The sequence below is a fragment of the Streptomyces sp. NPDC059850 genome, from assembly GCF_042731515.1.
Classification (GTDB): domain Bacteria; phylum Actinomycetota; class Actinomycetes; order Streptomycetales; family Streptomycetaceae; genus Streptomyces.
In genome coordinates this window covers 234,309-253,343 of sequence record NZ_JBHWJI010000002.1, presented here as the reverse complement: position 1 = coordinate 253,343, position 19,035 = coordinate 234,309, and the positions used below count along the sequence as shown (strand labels likewise).

The window sequence follows — 19,035 nt, the reverse complement described above, 5'->3', positions numbered from 1 at the left end:
GTTGTCAATCCGTTGGCAAACTACTTCACGAGACCCTTCTCCTTGAGGTAGTCGGCCGCGACATCGGCGGGCTTGAGCCGCTCGGCGTCAACTTTCTTGTTGAGTTCGGTGAGATCGGCCGTGGTGAGCACGCGGCCGAGCTTGTTCAGCGCGTTTTCGATCTTGGGTGAACCGGCGGACTTCGCATTCACCACGGGAAGTACGTTGTCGGCATTCTGCAGATTTTTGTCGTCGTCGAGCAGGACAAGTCCGAACTGGTCCAGTGTGGCGTCCGTGGTGGTGGTCAGGAGCATCTGGTCCTTGCCGTCCTTGACCGCCTGCTTGGCCTGCACGCTGCCGATGTCCAGCGGGTCGATGCCCGCGATGTCGATGCCGTAGCGCTTCTCCAGACCGGGCTGGCAGAACGGCCGCTTCGGGCATTCGTCGCCCGCCGCCAGCTTGACCTTCTGCCCGGACTTCCCCAGATCGGAGAGCGTCTTGAGGTCATGCTCCTTGGCGAACTCACCGCTCACCGCGAAGGCGTTCTGGTCGACCGCCTCGCCCGCGTCCAGCACCTTGAGTCCGCGCGGCTCGGCGAGCTTCTTCAGCGCCTTCACCGTGTCGTCCACGTCGGACGAGGCCACGGGCTTGGCATTCGGCCCGTTCTTCTTCTGGTTGAGGAATTCGGCGAGCGTCGCCGCGTACTCCGGTACGACATCCATCTGACCCTTCTCCAGGGCCGGTTCATAGAGTTCGCGGGTGTCGACCGTCTTGAGGGAGGTCGAGTAACCGGCGTGCCCCAGCAGCCCCGCGTACAGCTCCGCGAGGATCTTCGACTCGGCGAAGGAGGCGGTCCCGATCACCAGCGAGCCCTTGCCGGACTCGCCCGATCCTTCGCCGCCGGACTTCTCCAGGCTCTCGCCGCCGCACGCGGTCGCGCCGACCGCCAGCGCCACGGCGCTCGCCGCCGCCCCCGCCACTCTCCAGAACTTCCTCATGGGATCCCCATCCATCGATATATGTACGGCCATAGATCTGTACGCGCGGTTCGGATCAGCGTGCCGACGTCAGTGTGACGACGTCAGCGCGGGCGCCTTGGGCGCCTGGTCGGCTGGCGGGCGGCGGAACGCGGCCGACCGCCGCCCCGTCTTCCGCCGCATCGGGTCCAGCGCCAGCCCGAGAGCGACGAACACGCCCTCGACCAGCAGCGCGAGCGCCGCGACCAGCACCGCCCCGGCCACCACCTGGGGCGTGTCGGTGATCCGGAAGCCCGCCGTGATGATCCGGCCGAGCCCGCCGCCGCCGGGCAGCGCCGCCAGCGTCGCGGTGGCCACGACCTGCACGGCGGCGGTCCGTACGCCCGTCATGATGAGCGGGAACGCGAGGGGCAGTTCGACCCTGCGGATCAGCTGGCCCCCCGTCATGCCCATACCCCGGGCCGCCTCCACGACCTCCCGGTCCGCCTCGCTCACCCCGACGTACGCGTTGGTGAGCACCGGCGGGATGGCGAACAGCACCAGCGCGATGATCGTGGGCCACTGGCCGTGCGTGCCCAGCGGGCTGAGGAGCAGCAGCACCAGCACGGCGAAGGTGGGCACGGCCCGGCCCGCGTTGGAGATGTTGATCGCGATCGCGCCGCCCTTGCCGATGTGGCCGAGCAGGACGGCGACCGGCAGCGCGACCGCGCACGAGATCGCCAGGCAGACGAACGTCAGGAACAGATGCTGGCCGAGCCGGTGCCACACCCCGTCCGCGCCCTGCCAGTGCGACCCGGTGGCCAGCCAGGTCCACGCCTCGCCGATGACGCCCATCAGGCCCTCCTCCTCTTATGCGCCCAGGGCGTCAGCACCCGCTGGACGCCGAGCAGAGCCAGGTCCGCCACGACCGCCAGCGCCACGCACAGCACCGAGGCGGTGAGCACCTGCGCCTTGAAGAAGCCGCGCATGCCCTCGTAGATGAGGTTGCCGAGCCCTCCGTAGCCGATGATCGCGCCGACCGTGGTGAGCGAGACGGTAGAGACCGTGGTGATGCGCAGCCCGGCCATCAGGGCGGGCAGCGCGAGCGGCAGCTCGACGCCGAAGAGCAGCCGCAGCGGCCCGTACCCCATGCCGCGCGCGGCCTCCCTGGCGTCCTCCGGCACGGAGGCGAGGCCCGCCATGATGTTGCGCACCAGGATCGTGAGCGAATACAGCACCAGCCCCGTGACCACGACCGCCTGGGACACCCCGAAGACGGGCAGCAGCAGCGAGAACATCGCGAGCGACGGCACCGTGTAGAGGATCGTGGTCAGCCCCAGCACCGGGCCCGCCACGCTCTGCCTGCGGCGGGCCAGCAGCGCGAGCGGAAAGGCGATCACGAGGCCGATCGCGACCGACGCGAGGGTGATCCCGACATGCTGCAGCGTCGCGTCCGTCAGCTCCTGACCGCGCGTGCGCACATACTCGCCGCATATCCATTCGTTACTGATCAGACAGTTCTGGTCCGCCATACGCTCACCTCCCCCGGGCACGTGGTCGTCCAATTCCTGGGTGACCCTATCCCCGGGAGATGACAATCTCGTCCGATCGCCACACAACAGCAACAATGTCTGCCACGAATGCGGCAACAATGGGGAGCCATGATCCGTTTCGAGCATGTCACCAAGCGCTACGCCGACGGCACGACCGCCGTGGACGATCTGTCCTTCGAGGTCGCGGAGGGTGAGCTGGTCACGCTCGTCGGACCCTCGGGGTGCGGCAAGACCACCACGATGAAAATGGTCAACCGGCTCATCGAGCCGACCTCCGGCCGGATTCTGGTGGAGGACGAGGACATCGCCGAGACGGATCCGGTCGCGCTGCGGCGCCGTATCGGCTATGTCATTCAGCAAGTCGGTCTCTTCCCGCACAAGACCGTGCTGGAGAACACCGCGACCGTGCCGCATCTGCTGGGGTGGCAGCGGAAGAAGGGGCGGGAGCGGGCCGCCGAGCTTCTCGATCTGGTCGGACTCGACCCTTCCGTATATGGCGACCGCTATCCCGACCAGCTCTCCGGCGGCCAGCGGCAGCGGGTCGGGGTGGCGCGGGCGCTGGCGGCCGACCCGCCGGTGCTGCTGATGGACGAACCCTTCGGGGCCGTCGACCCGGTCGTCCGCGAACATCTGCAGACGGAATTCCTCCGGCTTCAGTCACAGGTGCGGAAAACCGTGCTTTTCGTGACGCACGACATAGAGGAGGCGGTGCGGCTCGGCGACCGCATCGCGGTGTACGGCTCCGGGCGCATCGAACAGTTCGACACCCCGGCGGCGGTGCTGGGCACGCCCGCCTCGCCGTACGTGGCCGACTTCGTCGGCGCGGACCGCGGGCTCAAGCGGCTCTCGGTGACCCCCATCGAACCCGGCGACCTCTGGCAGCCCCCGGTCGTCCACCTCGACGACCCGCTCACCAAGGCGGCCGCCCGGCTGGCCTCGGACGGCGCCCGCTGGGCCGTCGTCCTGGACGACGCGGACCATCTGCACGGCTGGATCCCGGCGGACGCGGCCGACGGATCGCAGGGCACGGTCCGGGACCACGCCCGCCGGATGGAGGCGTGGCTCCCGGTGGGGGCACCGCTCAAGCAGGCGTTCAGCACGATGCTCCAGCACGACGCGGGCTGGATCGCCGTCCTGGACGGCGACCGCTTCCTCGGCGTCCTCACCCCGGCCCGCCTCCACGAGGCCCTGCGCCGCTCGATCGACGCCGACGCGGGCGGCATCGCCCGAGGCGACGTAGACCTCCAGACGATCACCGACGCGTAGCGAAGCCGCCTGCGGCGAGCCCTTCCCCACCCCGCCCCTTCCCGAACCGGGGCAAACCCCGGGCCCCAGGCCCCCGGGCGGGGCGCCGGGGTACGGGCCACGGGCGCCTCGCCAGACGCACAGGCACGCGCCGCCCCACCAGCCGCCCCGGCCCCAAGCCCGGCGGAGCGCCGGGGTCGGGGCGCCCCCGGTACGTCTCGCCAGGCGCGCGGGCACGTGCCGCCTCGGCGCGGTCCGAGCCCCGGCGCGCGTCCCCGCGCGCCGTCGGGCGGGGCCGGTCCCGGGCCTCTCCGCCCGAGCGCGGGCCGCACTCGGCGCGGTCCCGGTCAGCGGAGCGCGTGCGCTGCGCACCCCACGACCGGGGCCCGGGGCGAAGCCCCGTTCGGGAAGGGGAGGGGCGGGGTTGGGGAAGGGTCAGTCGGCGTGGAGGCGGGTGCCCAGCCATTCCAGGGTGGGGGACACCTCGCGCTTCCAGGTGTTGAAGTTGTGGCCCCCGGTACCGAGGATGATCGACGAGATGCGGGTCGGCTCGCCCCGGTGGTTCAGCTCGCGGACCTTCTCCACGAACCGCATCGTCGCCCGGTAGTTCTTCTCGCCGCGCTCGCTGCTGCTCACCAGCAGCGAGACCGGCGGGGCGGGGCGGTGGTCGAGGCGCCACATGAGGTTGTTCTCGCGCTCCAGCTGACGGCTGCCGCCGAAGAGGTCGCCCGTGGTCGCGTCGTGGGGGGCCTTGTAGAAGGGGGACAGCCCGGCGGCGGCGGAGAAGGCGTCGGGGTGGCGCATCGCCATCTTCAGGGCGCAGTAGCCGCCGGTGGAGTTGCCCACGACGCCCCAGTTACGGGCCTCGGTGCCCACCCGGTAGTGCTCGGAGACGGCCTTCGGCACGTCCTTGGTGAAGAAGGTCTCGGTCTGCGGCCCGCCGGGGACGTCCATGCACTCCGTGTCCCGTGGCGGCGCCACGGTCGGCCGCATCATGACCAGGATGGTCGGCCGCATTCTCCCCTCTTTGACCAGCTTCTGGGACTTCTGGGGGTATTTCAGGCCATTGATAAGGGCCTCGGTGGTGCCCGGGTAGCCGGTCAGCACGAGGGCCGCCGGGAACGAGCGTTCGGCGTACCGGGGCTGGAAGTACTCCGGCGGCAGATAGACGTAGCCGGGGCTGGCGATCCGCGAGACCGGCCCCCGGAAGTTCACCTTGTCGACGCGCCCGCCGGTCTCCGGCGACGAGCCGCCCGAGACGTTGAGCTTGCGGCTCTCGGTGACCTTCACCCGGGTGCCGGGGTTGTCGTGGTCCACCACCACCCCCATCTCGTCCTCGGTCCCGAACAGGTCGGCCCAGGAGCCGTAAAAACCAAAAGACTGATTGGCGAACAATCCAAAAGCGGCGAACACCGCCACCTGAGTTGCCGCTAGCATGCCGACCCGGCCGAGCACGGCGGTCACCCCGCGTCCGGCCAGCCGCGGCCACAGCCATATCGTGGCCGTGAACAGCAGCAGCGCCGCGACGACAGCCATGATCACGACGTTGTTGCTCGTGAGACCCATCACTATCTTTCTGCCGGGCGGCCGGTCCTCCGTACCGCGGGGACGCCTCCCGGCGGGAGCCGGGGGCGGAACCCCGCCGCCTCGAACTGCATCTAGATAGACGCAAATCGTGCGGAAGCTGCGTCAGAGAACCAAAGATCCTTTGACCGAAGCGACGGGAATGCGAATGTCTGACAGTCCAGATGCCGAAAAGTCCGGAGGGGTTCCCAACCGGATACGGCGCGTACTGCGCGGGCCGCGTCCGGAGACGGTCCCCACGGCCGTCGGCACGGCCTGCACGCTGATCGGGCTCGTGGACATCGTTTTCCCGCGGCTGCGGCACAGCAAGGTGCACGCGCTGGCGGAGGTGCTGCCCGGCGCGGTCAGCTCCCTGGCCGCCGCGGCGTCGATCGTGGTCGGGCTGCTGCTGCTCATGCTGGCGCACGGCCTCAAGCGCCGTAAGCGCCGCGCCTGGGTCGCGGCGGTGGTGCTGCTGCCCGTCGGCGCGGCGGCCCAGCTGCTGTACCGGCACTCCGTCCTCGGCACCGTCTTCTCGCTCGTCCTGATGGGCGTGCTGCTGCGCTACCGCCGCGAGTTCGCCGCCCTGCCCGACCCGCGCAGCCGCTGGATGGCGCTGGCCAACTTCGTGGTCATGGGCGGGGTGAGCCTCTTCGTCGGAATGCTCATCGTGCGCTCGCACCCGGACACCATCGAGGGCGCGCCGTCGCTGGCGGCGCAGCTGGAGCACGTGCTGTGGGGGCTGATCGGCTTCGAGGGGCCGGTCGGCTACCGCGACGGCGCGGACTACACGGTCGGCTACTCGCTGGGCGCGCTCGGCCTACTGACCGTCGCCACCACCGCGTACCTCGCCTTCCGCCCCGAACACCCGGCCGCCCGGCTGACCCCCTCCGACGAGGAGAAGCTGCGGGAGCTGCTCACCACCCACGGGCGCCGGGACTCGCTCGGCCACTTCGCGCTCCGCCGCGACAAGGCGGTGATCTTCTCGCCCAGCGGCAAGTCCGCCGTCTGCTACCGCGTGGTCTCCGGCGTGATGCTCGCCAGCGGCGACCCGGTCGGCGACGTGGAGGCGTGGCCGGGCGCGATCGCCGCGTTCATGGAGGAGGCGCGGGCCCACTCCTGGACCCCCGCGGTGATGGGGTGCAGCGAGACCGGCGGCGAGGTGTGGACCCGGGAGACCGGTCTGGACGCGCTGGAGCTGGGCGACGAGGCGATCGTGGACGTCGCGGACTTCACCCTCTCCGGGCGTGCCATGCGCAACGTACGCCAGATGGTCAAGCGCATCGAGCGGGCCGGTTACGAGACGAGGGTGCGGCGCGTCGCCGACCTCGGCCCGGACGAGCTGGAGGCCGTCCGGCGCGCCGCGGAGGACTGGCGGGGCACCGACACCGAGCGCGGCTTCTCGATGGCGCTGGGCCGGATCGGCGACCCGGCGGACGGCGAGTCGGTGATCGCGACCGCCCACAAGGCCGCCGCCCACAACGCCGCTGGGGACGGCACCGAGGAGGGTCCGTACGGGGACCTCAAGGCCGTACTGCACTTCGTGCCCTGGGGCCCGGACGGCATGTCGCTGGACCTGATGCGGCGCGACCGGAGCGCCGACCCGGGCATGAACGAACTGCTGATCGTCGCCGCCCTGCAGGCCGCCCCGGCGCTGGACGTCACCCGGGTGTCGCTGAACTTCGCGATGTTCCGCTCGGCGCTGGCGCGCGGCGAGAAGCTGGGCGCGGGCCCGGTGCTGCGCGGCTGGCGGGGGCTGCTGGTGTTCCTGTCCCGCTGGTTCCAGATCGAGTCGCTGTACAAGTTCAACGCCAAGTTCCGGCCGCGCTGGGAGCCGCGCTTCGTGGTCTTCCGCAACACCCGGGACCTGCCGCGCATCGGCCTGGCCGCCATGCAGGCCGAGGGGTTCGTCTCACTCGCCCTGCCCCGGCTGCTGCGCCGCGGGCGGCGCGCCGAGCCCAGGCCCTGCGCCCACCAGGCCCCGGCCCGCCGCCGCGAACTGGAGCAGGCCGCCTAGGTCCTGTCCCGGGGTGCCCCGCCCCCCGCGTCCCGCGTCCGGGCTGCCGGTACGTCTAGCCTTAAGGTCATGAGGACGTTGCGCGAGCGGGGCCGAGTGACCGGACTGCCGGAATGGGACCGGTGTGCGGTCATGGGCGTGGTGAACGTCACGCCCGACTCCTTCTCCGACGGCGGCCAGTGGTTCGACACCGAGCTGGCCGTCAAGCACGGTCTTGACCTGGTCGCCGCCGGGGCCGACCTGGTGGACGTCGGAGGCGAGTCGACCAGGCCGGGCGCGGCGCGCGTCGACGAGGCCGAGGAGCTGCGCCGGGTGGTCCCGGTGGTCCGGGAGCTGGCCGCGGCAGGGGCCCTGATCAGCGTGGACACCATGCGGGCCACGGTCGCCGAGCGGGCTATCGAGGCGGGCGCGCGACTGGTCAACGATGTGAGCGGTGGCCGCGCGGACCCGGCGATGGTCCCGGCGGTGGCCGCGGCCGAGGTGCCCTTCGTGGTGATGCACTGGCGCGGCCAGTCGATCGACATGAACAACCGAGCGGTGTACGAGGACGTGGTCGGCGAGGTCGCCGCCGAGCTGCGCACCAGCGTGGAGGCGGCCGTCGCGGGCGGCATCGCCCCGGAGCGGATCGTGCTCGACCCGGGGCTGGGCTTCGCCAAGGACGCCGACCACGACCTGGCGCTGGTCGCCCATCTGGCCGCGCTGCGCCAACTCGGCCGCCCGCTGCTGGTGGCGGCCTCCCGGAAGCGGTTCCTGGGCCGCGTCCTGGCCGGGGACGGGAGCGCCCCGCCACCCGCCCGGGAGCGGGACGCCGCGACCGCCGCGGTGACCGCGATCGCGGCCCGCGAGGGCGCGTGGGCGGTCCGGGTGCACGAGGTGCGGGCGAGCGCGGACGCGGTGCGGGTGGCCCGGGCCATCGAGGTGGCCGAGGCCGGATATCTCGACAACGCGGCGAACGCGGCGGGAGCGCTGTGACTTCCCTTACGGACAACGAGCGAGTGGCGCTGGTGAACACCGCGCTGTACGAGGCCATGGAGCAGGGCGACCACGGGGCGCTGGACCGGCTGTGGCTGGACTCCGCCGAGACCGACGTGTCCTGTGTGCACCCGGGCTGGCCGGTGCTGCGCGGCCGGGGCGAGGTGCTCCGTTCGTACGCGCTGATCATGGCGAACACGGACTACATCCAGTTCTTCCTGACCGACGTCGAGGTGTCGGTGATGTCCGACACCGCGCTGGTGACCTGCACCGAGAACATCCTCAGCGGCGCCCCGGCCGAGGAGGAGGGGCAGCTGGGCCCGCTGGTCGGCCAGCTGGTGGTGGCCACGAACGTGTTCCGGCGCACCGACGACGGCTGGAAGGTGTGGTCGCACCACGGCTCCCCGGTGCTCGCGGAGCGTGACGACGAGGGCCCGGAGGGTCCCGAGGACGACGACCGGCTGATGCCGGGCTGAGTCCCTGATCCCGGCCCCGTGATGGCTCGAATGGGGTCCGTTCGAGTCGCGCGAGGTGCGGGTAGGTGAAGGTGGCGCGGGGCTGAGGGAGACATCCGCCGCGACCCCGTGGGCATGTGCCGCCGACATTCGCAGGTAGATTCGAGGAGGTTCCCCGCCGACGGCAGGGGGTCACTGGTGCGTTCCGGACCGGCCGGGGCGTGCCCGCGTAACCGACGACCAGCAGGAGTGATTCGGGTGGATCGTGTCGCGCTGCGCGGCCTGAGGGCTCGTGGGCACCACGGTGTGTTCGCGCAGGAGCGCGAGGAGGGCCAGACGTTCGTCGTGGACCTCGTGCTCGGCCTGGACACCCGTCCCGCCGCCGCCGACGACGACCTGACCAAGACCGTCCACTACGGCGTGGTGGCGGAGGAGGTCGTGGCCGTGGTGCGGGGCGAGCCGGTGGAGCTGATCGAGACCCTTGCCGAACGGATAGCGGACACCTGCCTGAAGCATGATGTGGTGCGCGAGGTCGAGGTCGTCGTCCACAAGCCGCAGGCCCCGATCACCGTTCCCTTCGACGATGTCACCATCACCATTACCCGGAGCCGAGTATGAGCAGCAGCGACCCGACCGTGCAGCCCGTTCCCGCCTCCGTGGTGGAGAAGGTGGACGCCGCCGATGTGACCCTGTCCAACCCCAAACGGGCAGTGATCTCCCTCGGCAGCAACCTGGGCAACCGCCTGGAGACCCTCCAAGGCGCGGTGGACGCGCTGGAGGACACCCCGGGCCTGCGCGTCAAGGCCGTTTCCCCGGTGTACGAGACGGAGCCGTGGGGCGTGGAGCCGGGCACCCAGGCGACGTACTTCAACGCGGTGGTGCTGGTGAAGACCACGCTGCCGCCGTCCTCGCTGCTGGAGCGCGGCCACGCCATCGAGGAGGCGTTCGAGCGGGTACGGGACGAGCAGTGGGGTCCGCGCACCATCGACGTGGACATCGTGGCGTACCAGGACGTGGTGTCCGACGACCCGCTGCTCACCCTGCCGCATCCGCGCGCCCACCAGCGGGCCTTCGTCCTGGTGCCGTGGAACGACGTGGACCCGCAGGCCGAGTTCCCCGGGCGCGGCGCGGTCTCGGCGCTGCTGGACCAGGTGGGCGAGGACGGCGTCCAGGTCCGCGCGGACCTGGAACTGCGACTGCCCGAATAGACGTTGACCAGTTGATGGTGACCAGGTGACCAGTTGATGCGTGGAGGGGCGACCTCTCGGTGAGGCAACTTCGGATCGGGGTGCTGGTCGGGCTGTTCGCCGTGGCCGGTGTGGTGTCGTGGGCGGGATCCCGGCTGTGGGACACGCTGGGATCGCTGCCGAGCGTTCCGGTGGCGGCGCCGATCGTGCTGGCCCTGATCGCGGTCGTGCTGGTCGCGACCGCGATCTCGCTGCGGTCGCGGCTGCGCGCCCAGCGGGACCGGGAGCCGGACGCGAAGGGCGTGGACCCGATGGTGGCCGCCCGCGCGGTGGTTTTCGGCCAGGCGAGCGCGCTGGTGGCGGCGCTGATCTCGGGGATGTACGGCGGGGTCGGTGTCTTCCTGGCCCTGGAGCAGCTGGACGTACCGGCCCGCCAGGACCAGGCCATCTACGCGGGCGCTTCGGTGCTGGCCGGGGCGGGTGTGGTGGCCGCCGCGTTCTTCCTGGAGCGGGTCTGCAAGCTCCCGGAGGACGACGACGAGAACGGCCGGGGCCCGGGCGCCTCGGCCCGCGCCTGACGCGCCTGCAGAGGCGCTGAGGGCGCTCTGAGCGCCCTCAGCGGGCCATGATGAGGCTCATGGCCTCGGCCCGGGTGGCCGGATCGCGCAGCTGGCCCCGGACGGCCGAGGTGATGGTCTTGGCGCCGGGCTTGCGCACCCCGCGCATCGTCATGCACATGTGCTCGCACTCGACCACGACGATCGCCCCGCGCGGTTCCAGTATCCGCATGAGCGAGTCGGCGACCTGGGTGGTCAGCCGCTCCTGGACCTGGGGGCGGCGGGCGAACACGTCCACCAGCCGGGCCAGCTTCGACAGCCCGGTGATCTTGCCGTCGTGGGACGGGATGTAGCCGACGTGGGCGACCCCCACGAAGGGCACCAGGTGGTGCTCGCACGAGGACATCACCTCGATGTCCTTGACCAGCACCATCTCATCGTGGCCGAGATCGAACGTCGTGGTCAGCACGTCCTCCGGCTCCTGCCGCAGCCCCGCGAAGATCTCCTTGTACGCACGGGCCACCCGCCCCGGCGTCTCCCGCAGCCCCTCCCGGTCCGGGTCCTCGCCGACGGCGATCAGAAGCTCGCGGATCGCGCTCTCGGCGCGCTTCTCGTCGAACACGCCGAGGGTGCTCTCGCCGTCCAGCGTCACCGGGTCCGTCATGGAGCTGCCTCGTTCCTCACGTGCACAAAATGCGGAATGCCGCGTCCCCAAGGCTAAAACCTGGGTGACGCGGCATTCATTCCGGGTCCTTCCCGAGGCCAGAAGGCCCCGGGAAGGCCGGGATCAGCTCTCGGAGCCGGAGCCCGACTCCTCGGGCTGCTCGGCGCCGTCCTCGGGCGTGGTGGCCTTGGTGAGCGAGGCCGCCGAGGTGGGCTGGGCACCGTTCGCCGGGGCCAGCTCCCGGGGGGAGAGCACCGGCGGGCGGGTGGAGGGCGTACGCCGGGAGGAGCCGGTCCACGCCGGGCGGGCCGGGCGCTTGTGGATCGCGGCGAAGATCTCGGCGATCTCCTCCTTGTTCAGCGTCTCCTTCTCCAGGAGCGCCAGCACCAGGTTGTCGAGGACGTCGCGGTTCTCGACGAGGATCTCCCACGCCTCGTTGTGCGCGGCCTCGATGAGCTTCTTGACCTCCTCGTCCACCAGTGCGGCGACCTCTTCCGAGTAGTCGCGCTGGTGAGCCATCTCACGGCCCAGGAACGGCTCGGAGTTGTCGGAGCCGAACTTGATCGCGCCGAGCCGCTCGGTCATGCCGTACTGCGTGACCATCGCGCGGGCCGTCGCGGTCGCCTTCTCGATGTCGTTCGAGGCTCCCGTGGTCGGGTCGTGGAAGACCAGTTCCTCGGCCGCCCGGCCGCCCATCATGTAGGCGAGCTGGTCCAGCATCTCGTTGCGCGTGGTCGAGTACTTGTCCTCGTCCGGCAGGACCATGGTGTAACCCAGGGCCCGGCCTCGGGAGAGGATCGTGACCTTGTGCACGGGATCGCTGTTCGGAGACGCCGCCGCGACCAGGGCGTGACCGCCCTCGTGGTACGCGGTGATCTTCTTCTCCTTGTCGCTCATGATCCGGGTCCGCTTCTGCGGTCCGGCCACGACTCGGTCGATCGCCTCGTCCAGATAGTGGTTGTCGATCAGCTTCTTGTCGCCGCGGGCCGTCAGCAGGGCGGCCTCGTTCAGCACGTTCGACAGATCGGCACCGGTGAAGCCGGGGGTACGGCGGGCGACGGCCGACAGGTCGACGTCCGGCGCGACCGGCTTGCCCTTCTGGTGAACCTTGAGGATCTCCAGACGGCCCTGCATGTCCGGGCGGTCGACGGCGATCTGCCGGTCGAAACGGCCGGGGCGCAGCAGCGCCGGGTCCAGGATGTCCGGCCGGTTGGTGGCGGCGATCAGAATGACGCCGCCCTTCACGTCGAAGCCGTCCATCTCCACGAGCAGCTGGTTCAGCGTCTGCTCGCGCTCGTCGTGACCGCCGCCCATGCCCGCGCCGCGGTGCCGGCCGACGGCGTCGATCTCGTCGACGAAGACGATGGCCGGGGCGTTGGTCTTGGCCTGCTCGAACAGGTCACGGACCCGGGAGGCACCCACACCGACGAACATCTCGACGAAGTCGGAACCGGAGATCGAGTAGAACGGGACGCCCGCCTCGCCCGCGACAGCGCGCGCGAGCAGGGTCTTACCCGTACCGGGCGGGCCGTACAGCAGCACACCCTTGGGGATCTTGGCACCGACGGCCTGGAATTTCGCCGGCTCCTGCAGGAACTCCTTGATCTCCTGGAGTTCCTCGACCGCCTCGTCCGACCCCGCCACATCGGTGAAGGTCGTCTTCGGCGTGTCCTTGGTGATCAGCTTGGCCTTCGACTTCCCGAAGTTCATCACCCGGGAGCCGCCGCCCTGCATCTGGTTCATCAGGAACAGGAAGACCACGACGATCAGCACGAACGGGAGCAGCGAGAGCAGAATCCCGACGAACGGGTTCTGCTTCGAAGTCGAGACGTTGTACCCGTCGGGGATCCCGCTGTCCTTCTGGGCATTCGCCTGAAGGGTCCTGGCGAGATCGACACCCTGGTCACCGATGTAGGTCGCCTGGAGCTTGTTGCTCCCCGAGACCTTGGCGACATTGTCCTTGAGTTCGACCTTGATCTTGTGCTCGTCGCCGGTCGTCAGCTCGGCGGACTGGACCTGGTTCCTGTTGATCGCCTTGACGACCTGGCTGGTGTCCACCGACTTGTAGCCGCCGGACGAGCCGACGACCTGCATCAACACGACCACGGCGAGGACGGCCAGCACGATCCACATGACCGGCCCACGGAAGTAGCGCTTCACGTCCATCCATACGGGGCGAAACCGCCCCGTCCCTCCTGCCACAGTGAGGCACGGCAGCCCTGGAGGGGCGCCTGTGCGTGCGGTGTATTGCGGTGTATTTAGTGGTGTATGAGCTGTGTAATCCTCAGTCTCGAAAAAGACTGACCTTCGGACGGTACCCCAGCATTGTCACCCGACGCCGCCGTGGAGCGTTAACACATCCGCCTTCCCCTGCTCCAACGGCGGAAAACCGCGCCAGGTTCCCAGGGGGAGGCGGCGTGCCTCAGCCTCCGTAGACATGCGGGGCCAGAGTCCCGACGAACCGCAGGTTGCGGTACTTCTCCGAGTAGTCGAGGCCGTATCCGACGACGAACTCGTTCGGGATGTCGAAGCCGACCCACTTCACGTCGATGGCGACCTTGGCCGCCTCCGGCTTGCGCAGCAGCGTGCACACGTTCAGCGAGGCGGGCTCGCGGGACCCCAGGTTCGACAGCAGCCAGGACAGCGTCAGACCGGAGTCGATGATGTCCTCGACGATCAGGACGTGCTTGCCCTTGATGTCGGTGTCCAGGTCCTTGAGGATCCGCACCACGCCCGAGGACTGGGTGCCCGCGCCGTACGACGACACGGCCATCCAGTCCATCGTGACAGGCGTCGAAAGGGCTCGCGCCAGGTCCGCCATCACCATCACCGCGCCCTTGAGGACGCCGACGATGAGCAGGTCCTTGCCCTCGTACTCGGCGTCGACGCGGGCGGCCAGCTCGGCCAGCTTCTCGTTGATCTCTTGCTCGGTGATGAGGACCGACTTGAGGTCGGTGCCCATGTCCTTGTCGTCCACCCGCGCCACTCTCGTTCGACGTAACCGGCTCATCTGGCTCGGGCGGATCAGCCCTGCCGGATGACCAGTCTGCCACCCTCCCGGCGGACTTCGACGCGGCCGGGGAGGTTGATGGCCCGCTGACCCCGCCAGCCGGTGATCAGCCGGTCGACTTCCTCGATGTGACGGGCGAAGAGCGAACCCGCGGGCGCGCCAGCGGCGATGGCGGCGCGGCGCAGCACCCGGCGGCGCACGGCGGGGGGCAGCCCGTGCAGCCCGACGGTGTCCAGCTCGACGGCGTCCGGCTCACCGGACCCGGCCCCGGGGGCGGGGGCCGGGGCGGTGCGCAGGACGTCGGCCTCCGCGCGGGCGGCCCAGGCGTCGAGGGCGTCGGCGTCGTCGCGGGAGAGCTGGGCGGTGCGGGCGAGGGCCTCGACGACGCCCTTGCCGAGGGCCTTCTCCAGGACCGGCAGGGCCTCGTGGCGGACCCGGGAGCGGGTGTAGGCCGGGTCCACGTTGTGCGGGTCGTCCCAGACGGGCAGCGCCTGGATCAGGCAGGCCTGGCGGACGGTGTGCCGGTCGAGCTGGAGGAAGGGGCGGCGGTAGCGGCCGCCGGCGCCGGAGACGCGGGCCATGCCGGAGAGCGAGCGGGTGCCGGAGCCGCGGGCGAGGCCCAGCAGAACCGTCTCGGCCTGGTCGTCGCGGGTGTGGCCGAGCAGCACGGCCGCGGCGTCGTAGCGCTCGGCGGCGGCGTCGAGGGCGGCGTAGCGGGCGTCCCGGGCGGCGGCCTCGGGACCGCCGTCCCGGCCGACGGACACGGCGATGGACTCGACGGGGGCCAGGCCCAGTTCCCGCATCCGGTCGGCGACCTCGGCGGCGCGCAGGTCGGAGCCGGGCTGGAGGCCGTGGTCGACGGTGACGCCGCCGGCGCGCAGACCGAGCCGGGGGGCCTCGAAGGCGAGCGCGGAGGCGAGGGCCATGGAGTCGGCGCCGCCGGAGACGGCGGCGAGCACGAGGGGGCGGGCCGCACGGGGGGCGGAGCCGCGGGGGGCGGGCGCCTGGGCCGGGGAGCCGGGGGGAGCCAGGGAGGGCGGCGCGGTGGCGGAGGTGGCCGGGGAGGCGACGAGGACGTCGTGGAGGACGCGGCGGACCGCCAGGCGTATCGCGGCGACCGCTGGATGGGGACCCATGTCCGTTTCCCATCTGTCATGCGAGGGGGTGCCTCGGGGGGCGTACGAGAATGTCGTTACGCGGGGGGATTCGTCACGCTGTGTATGTCGATGGTGACAGAAGCGAGCTGTTCCCCGAGCATCGCACGCCTACCCGTCGCTAACGGTCCCTCGGACGAGTGATTAACGGGAGCATTCGTCCGTTCCCAAGTGAGCCGGTTTCACGACTCCGCCTTACGGTGCACCCGCGCGACCCACTCGGCGGGTTTGCTGATCTCCGACTTGGTCGGGAGCGTGTTCGGGGACGTCCAGACCCGGTTGAAGCCGTCCATACCGACCTGTTCCACCACGGACCGTACGAACCGCTCACCGTCACGGTACTGCCGCAGCTTGGCGTCGAGCCCGAGCAACTTGCGCAGCGCCTGGTCGAGGCGGCCCGCGCCGCTCGCCCGCCGCTTCTGGAACTTCTCGCGGATCTCGGCCACGGAGGGCACGACGTCCGGCCCGACCCCGTCCATCACGTAGTCCGCGTGCCCCTCCAGCAGCGACATCACGGCGGTCAGCCGGGCCAGGATCTCGCGCTGGGCCGGGGTCTGGACCAGCTCGATGATGCTGGACGCGCCGCCGCGCTCCGCGGCCTCCTCACTGTCCGGCCGGCCGCCGCCCAGCGACTGGACGGCCTCCCGGATCCGCTCCAGCAACGTGGCCGGATCCACGTCGGTCTCGCCCAGGAACGCCTGGATCTCGGACTCGATGTGGTCGCGCAGCCAGGGCACCGCCGTGAACTGCGTACGGTGCGTCTCCTCGTGCAGCGAGACCCACAGCCGGAAGTCGTGCGGGGCCACGTCCAGCTCGCGCTCCACGTGGACGATGTTGGGCGCCACCAGCAGCAGCCGCCCGCCGCCCGCGGCTCCTGCGGGCAGCTCGCGGGTGGCCGGGGCGAACGTCTCGTACTGGCCGAGCACCCGGGAGGCCAGGAACGACAGCAGCATCCCCAGCTCCACGCCGGTGACCTTGCCGCCGACCGCGCCCAGCACCGCCCCGCCGGGCAGTCCGCCGCGCCGGTCCTGCATCTTGCCCAGCAGCGGCGACAGGATCTGGCGGAAGCCCGCGACGTTGGCCCGGATCCAGCCCGCGCGGTCCACGACGAGGACGGGGGTATCGGCGGCCGGACCGCCGGGGACGGCCATCCGGGTGAAGGCGCGGACGTGCTCCTCCGAGGATTTCGCGTGCCGACGCAGCTCCGCGACGACGGCGCGCGCCTCGTCCCGGCTGACCTCCGGGCCCGGGCGCACCAGCCGGGTCGCGGTCGCGACGGCCAGGTTCCAGTCGACCATCTCCACACCACCGATGCTCGTCATGGCTTCACGGTACGTGGCCCGCGCCGCATCCGGGAGGAGACGAGTCCCCCGCACACCCGGCCGCCCCCGGCCCGACCGGGCGACGCGTCACCCGCGTCCCCCTCGTCGCCCTCGTCTCACCGGCATCCGCAGTTGGCGAGCGCCGAGGCCATCGTGTCCAGGGCGCGCTGGGCGCCGGTGGGGTCCGTGGTGCCGTTGGTCATGAAGGCGAAGACCAGCAGCCGACCGTCGGCATCGACCACGCTGCCCGCCAGGGTGTTGACCCCGGTCAGGGTGCCGGTCTTGGCGCGCACCACGCCGCGGCCGACGGTGTCCGCGTCGTAGCGGGTGCGCAGGGTGCCGCTGAATCCGGCCACCGGCAGCCCGGTGAGCAGCGGCCGCAGCTCGGGGTGGCCGATGTCCGACGCCTGCACCAGGACCCGGGCGAGCAGCGCGGCGGAGACGCGGTCGTCGCGGTCGAGCCCGCTGCCGTCCGCGATCCGGGCGCCGGAGACCGGCAGCCCGAGCTTCTTCAGCCGGGCGGTGACGGCCTTCGCCGCGCCGCCGAAGCTCGCGGTCTCGCCGGAGGCGACGGCGGTCTGCCGGGCCAGCGCCTCGGCGATGTCGTTGTCGCTGTTGGTCAGCATCCGCTCGACAAGAGCGGACAGCGGCTGGGAGCGGACGGTGGCCAGCGGCTGGGGGCGCTTTCCGGCCGTCTGACTCTTCGGTTCCCCGGTCACCTCGACGCCTCGGTCGCGCAGCATCTCGGCGAACGCTCCTGCCGCGTCGGCGGCGGGGTCCTCGGAGCGCGCGGCCGGGCCGTGGTCGCTGTCGTCGAGCCTGCCCTCGTCGGCCATCAGCGCGGTGACGGGCGAGATGTTCTCGTTGGGGCCGATGGGGTGCAGCTCAGGACCGGAGTACAGCGAGGTGTCGTACCCGAGCCGGATGGACTCCGTGCCGCGCTTCTGCAGGGCGCGGGCGGTGTCGTCGGCGAGGCGGCGCAGCGAGGCGGGGGCCTCGTCGCCCTTGGCGTCGCGGGCGGTGAGGGTCGGGTCGCCGCCGCCCACGAGCACGACGCGATCGCCGCTCCGGACCACGGTGGTCTTGATCCGGTAGTCGGGGCCGAGGGCGGAGAGCGCGGCGGCGCCGGTCGCCAGCTTGATGGTCGACGCGGGCACCACGGCGCCCTTCGCGCCGGTCCCGAACACCTGCTGTCCCGTCGTCACATCCACGACGGACGCGGAGCGCTCGCCGCCCAGCGCGGGGTCGTCCAGCAGCGGTTCGAGGGCGTCGGCGAGCCCGCCGCCGGTCGGCGGCGGCACCGCGTCCTCGCCGCTGTCCGGCGACGGCACGGCGCCGGGCGCGCCGAGAGCGGCCAGCACGGGCGAGGCGCTGGGGGCGGGGTTCTTGGGGTGACGCTCGCCACCCGGGTCCGGGCCCCGGGCCGCGCGGGCGCGTTCGGCCGTACGCTGACCGGTGTCCCAGGGCCCGGCGGCGAGCACGGACCCGGCGGCGACGGCGAGGCCGACCGTGCCGGAGACGGCCACCAGCCGCCAGGTACGGCGCTGTTGGGGCGGGGTGCGCTGCCAGCGGTCGCGGAGCCCGGAGCGGTGCCACAGGTCGCGGACCCGGCCGTGCCACGGCCGTTCGCGGACCGGGCGGTTCCACCAGAGGTCGCGGAGCCGGACCCCGGCGGCGGCGACGTGGCGCCACTGGTCCCGCACGAGGGTGCGCCCGCGCGCGAGCAACTCCCTGAACTGCCGTGATCTGGCTTCAGGCACGACGGACCAGCCCCTTTCGCCACCACACACCTGCGTGGGGGACACTTAATCACCAGACGTATGTGTTGATCATGGAGGAGCCACCCGTGGAGTTCGACGTCACCATCGAGATCCCGAAGGGTTCGCGGAACAAGTACGAGGTGGACCACGAGACGGGGCGCATCCGTCTCGACCGTCGACTCTTCACTTCGACCAGCTACCCCGCGGACTACGGCTTTGTCGAGAACACCCTCGGCGAGGACGGCGACCCGCTGGACGCCCTGGTCATTCTCGACGAGCCGACGTTCCCCGGCTGCCTGATCAAGTGCCGTGCGATCGGCATGTTCAGGATGACCGACGAGGCGGGCGGCGACGACAAGCTGCTGTGCGTGCCCGCGTCGGACCCGCGGGTCGAGCACCTGCGTGACATTCACCACGTGTCCGAGTTCGACCGCCTGGAGATCCAGCACTTCTTCGAGGTCTACAAGGACCTGGAGCCCGGCAAGTCGGTCGAGGGGGCCAACTGGGTGGGCCGCGCCGAGGCCGAGGCCGAGGTGGAGGCGTCCATCAAGCGCCTGGAGGCGTCGGGCGGCCACTGAGCCACCCCAGCGGAACGGGCCGGTCACATGACCGGCCCGTTCGGCGTTTACGCAGGTCAGAAG

The 19,035-nt window shown here is 71.1% G+C and carries 18 protein-coding genes; 8 read left to right on the top strand and 10 right to left on the bottom strand.

Annotated elements, in window-relative coordinates:
* Nucleotides 1–20: 20 nt before the first annotated feature.
* From ACFV9T_RS03145 to ACFV9T_RS03135, 3 genes are all read right to left on the bottom strand, one after another.
* Nucleotides 21–977, bottom strand: coding sequence for an ABC transporter substrate-binding protein (locus ACFV9T_RS03145; protein ID WP_385436344.1), 957 nt, complete (start codon nt 975–977; stop codon nt 21–23).
* 69 nt (nt 978–1,046) lie between these two features.
* Entirely contained in the window at nt 1,047–1,790 is a 744-nt protein-coding gene (locus tag ACFV9T_RS03140; protein WP_385436343.1) for an ABC transporter permease, read from the bottom strand.
* Nucleotides 1,790–2,467: an ABC transporter permease gene (locus ACFV9T_RS03135; RefSeq protein WP_385436342.1), complete on the bottom strand. Its 678-nt coding sequence runs from the start codon at nt 2,465–2,467 to the stop codon at nt 1,790–1,792. The genes ACFV9T_RS03140 and ACFV9T_RS03135 overlap by 1 nt, the downstream gene beginning before the upstream one ends.
* Before the next feature lie 129 nt (nt 2,468–2,596).
* On the opposite strand from ACFV9T_RS03135, the gene ACFV9T_RS03130 reads away from it, so the two are divergent.
* Nucleotides 2,597–3,754 carry a betaine/proline/choline family ABC transporter ATP-binding protein gene (locus tag ACFV9T_RS03130; RefSeq protein WP_385436341.1) on the top strand — a complete coding sequence of 386 codons (1,158 nt, stop codon included), beginning with the start codon at nt 2,597–2,599 and terminating at the stop codon, nt 3,752–3,754.
* Between the two features lie 414 nt (nt 3,755–4,168).
* Here the strand turns inward: ACFV9T_RS03130 and ACFV9T_RS03125 are convergent, their stop codons facing one another.
* Entirely contained in the window at nt 4,169–5,299 is a 1,131-nt protein-coding gene (locus tag ACFV9T_RS03125) for an alpha/beta hydrolase (RefSeq protein ID WP_385436340.1), read from the bottom strand.
* A gap of 166 nt (nt 5,300–5,465) precedes the next feature.
* On the opposite strand from ACFV9T_RS03125, the gene ACFV9T_RS03120 reads away from it, so the two are divergent.
* From ACFV9T_RS03120 to ACFV9T_RS03095, 6 genes are all read left to right on the top strand, one after another.
* The gene (locus tag ACFV9T_RS03120) at nt 5,466–7,313 is read left to right on the top strand and encodes a phosphatidylglycerol lysyltransferase domain-containing protein (RefSeq protein ID WP_385436339.1); all 1,848 of its coding nucleotides are present in this window, start codon (nt 5,466–5,468) and stop codon (nt 7,311–7,313) included.
* A gap of 69 nt (nt 7,314–7,382) precedes the next feature.
* Nucleotides 7,383–8,285: a dihydropteroate synthase gene (gene folP, locus ACFV9T_RS03115; RefSeq protein WP_385436338.1), complete on the top strand. Its 903-nt coding sequence runs from the start codon at nt 7,383–7,385 to the stop codon at nt 8,283–8,285.
* Entirely contained in the window at nt 8,282–8,761 is a 480-nt protein-coding gene (locus tag ACFV9T_RS03110) for a nuclear transport factor 2 family protein (protein ID WP_385436337.1), read from the top strand. The genes folP and ACFV9T_RS03110 overlap by 4 nt, the downstream gene beginning before the upstream one ends.
* Before the next feature lie 237 nt (nt 8,762–8,998).
* Complete coding sequence (gene folB, locus ACFV9T_RS03105) at nt 8,999–9,358, top strand: dihydroneopterin aldolase (RefSeq protein ID WP_385436336.1); 360 nt, start codon at nt 8,999–9,001, stop codon at nt 9,356–9,358.
* The gene (gene folK, locus ACFV9T_RS03100) at nt 9,355–9,948 is read left to right on the top strand and encodes a 2-amino-4-hydroxy-6-hydroxymethyldihydropteridine diphosphokinase (protein ID WP_385436335.1); all 594 of its coding nucleotides are present in this window, start codon (nt 9,355–9,357) and stop codon (nt 9,946–9,948) included. Before folB ends, folK begins: the two co-directional genes overlap by 4 nt.
* Nucleotides 9,949–10,007: 59 nt before the next feature.
* Nucleotides 10,008–10,505, top strand: a complete 498-nt coding sequence (locus tag ACFV9T_RS03095) for a DUF3180 domain-containing protein (protein WP_385436334.1) — start codon at nt 10,008–10,010, stop codon at nt 10,503–10,505.
* A 37-nt stretch (nt 10,506–10,542) separates the two neighbouring features.
* On the opposite strand, the gene folE is transcribed toward ACFV9T_RS03095, so the two are convergent.
* The 6 genes from folE to dacB form a co-directional block, all read right to left on the bottom strand.
* Nucleotides 10,543–11,148, bottom strand: a complete 606-nt coding sequence (gene folE / locus ACFV9T_RS03090; protein ID WP_385436333.1) for a GTP cyclohydrolase I FolE — start codon at nt 11,146–11,148, stop codon at nt 10,543–10,545.
* A 123-nt stretch (nt 11,149–11,271) separates the two neighbouring features.
* Nucleotides 11,272–13,314, bottom strand: a complete 2,043-nt coding sequence (gene ftsH, locus ACFV9T_RS03085; RefSeq protein WP_385436332.1) for an ATP-dependent zinc metalloprotease FtsH — start codon at nt 13,312–13,314, stop codon at nt 11,272–11,274.
* 256 nt (nt 13,315–13,570) lie between these two features.
* Nucleotides 13,571–14,110, bottom strand: coding sequence for a hypoxanthine phosphoribosyltransferase (gene hpt / locus ACFV9T_RS03080; protein WP_385436369.1), 540 nt, complete (start codon nt 14,108–14,110; stop codon nt 13,571–13,573).
* Nucleotides 14,111–14,172: 62 nt separating this feature from the next.
* Nucleotides 14,173–15,294, bottom strand: a complete 1,122-nt coding sequence (gene tilS, locus ACFV9T_RS03075; protein WP_385436331.1) for a tRNA lysidine(34) synthetase TilS — start codon at nt 15,292–15,294, stop codon at nt 14,173–14,175.
* Between the two features lie 200 nt (nt 15,295–15,494).
* The gene (locus tag ACFV9T_RS03070) at nt 15,495–16,634 is read right to left on the bottom strand and encodes a zinc-dependent metalloprotease (RefSeq protein ID WP_385436330.1); all 1,140 of its coding nucleotides are present in this window, start codon (nt 16,632–16,634) and stop codon (nt 15,495–15,497) included.
* A gap of 116 nt (nt 16,635–16,750) precedes the next feature.
* Nucleotides 16,751–18,232 carry a D-alanyl-D-alanine carboxypeptidase/D-alanyl-D-alanine-endopeptidase gene (dacB, locus tag ACFV9T_RS03065; protein ID WP_385436368.1) on the bottom strand — a complete coding sequence of 494 codons (1,482 nt, stop codon included), beginning with the start codon at nt 18,230–18,232 and terminating at the stop codon, nt 16,751–16,753.
* Between the two features lie 248 nt (nt 18,233–18,480).
* On the opposite strand from dacB, the gene ACFV9T_RS03060 reads away from it, so the two are divergent.
* Nucleotides 18,481–18,972, top strand: coding sequence for an inorganic diphosphatase (locus ACFV9T_RS03060; RefSeq protein ID WP_009716864.1), 492 nt, complete (start codon nt 18,481–18,483; stop codon nt 18,970–18,972).
* The last annotated feature ends 63 nt before the right edge of the window (nt 18,973–19,035 follow it).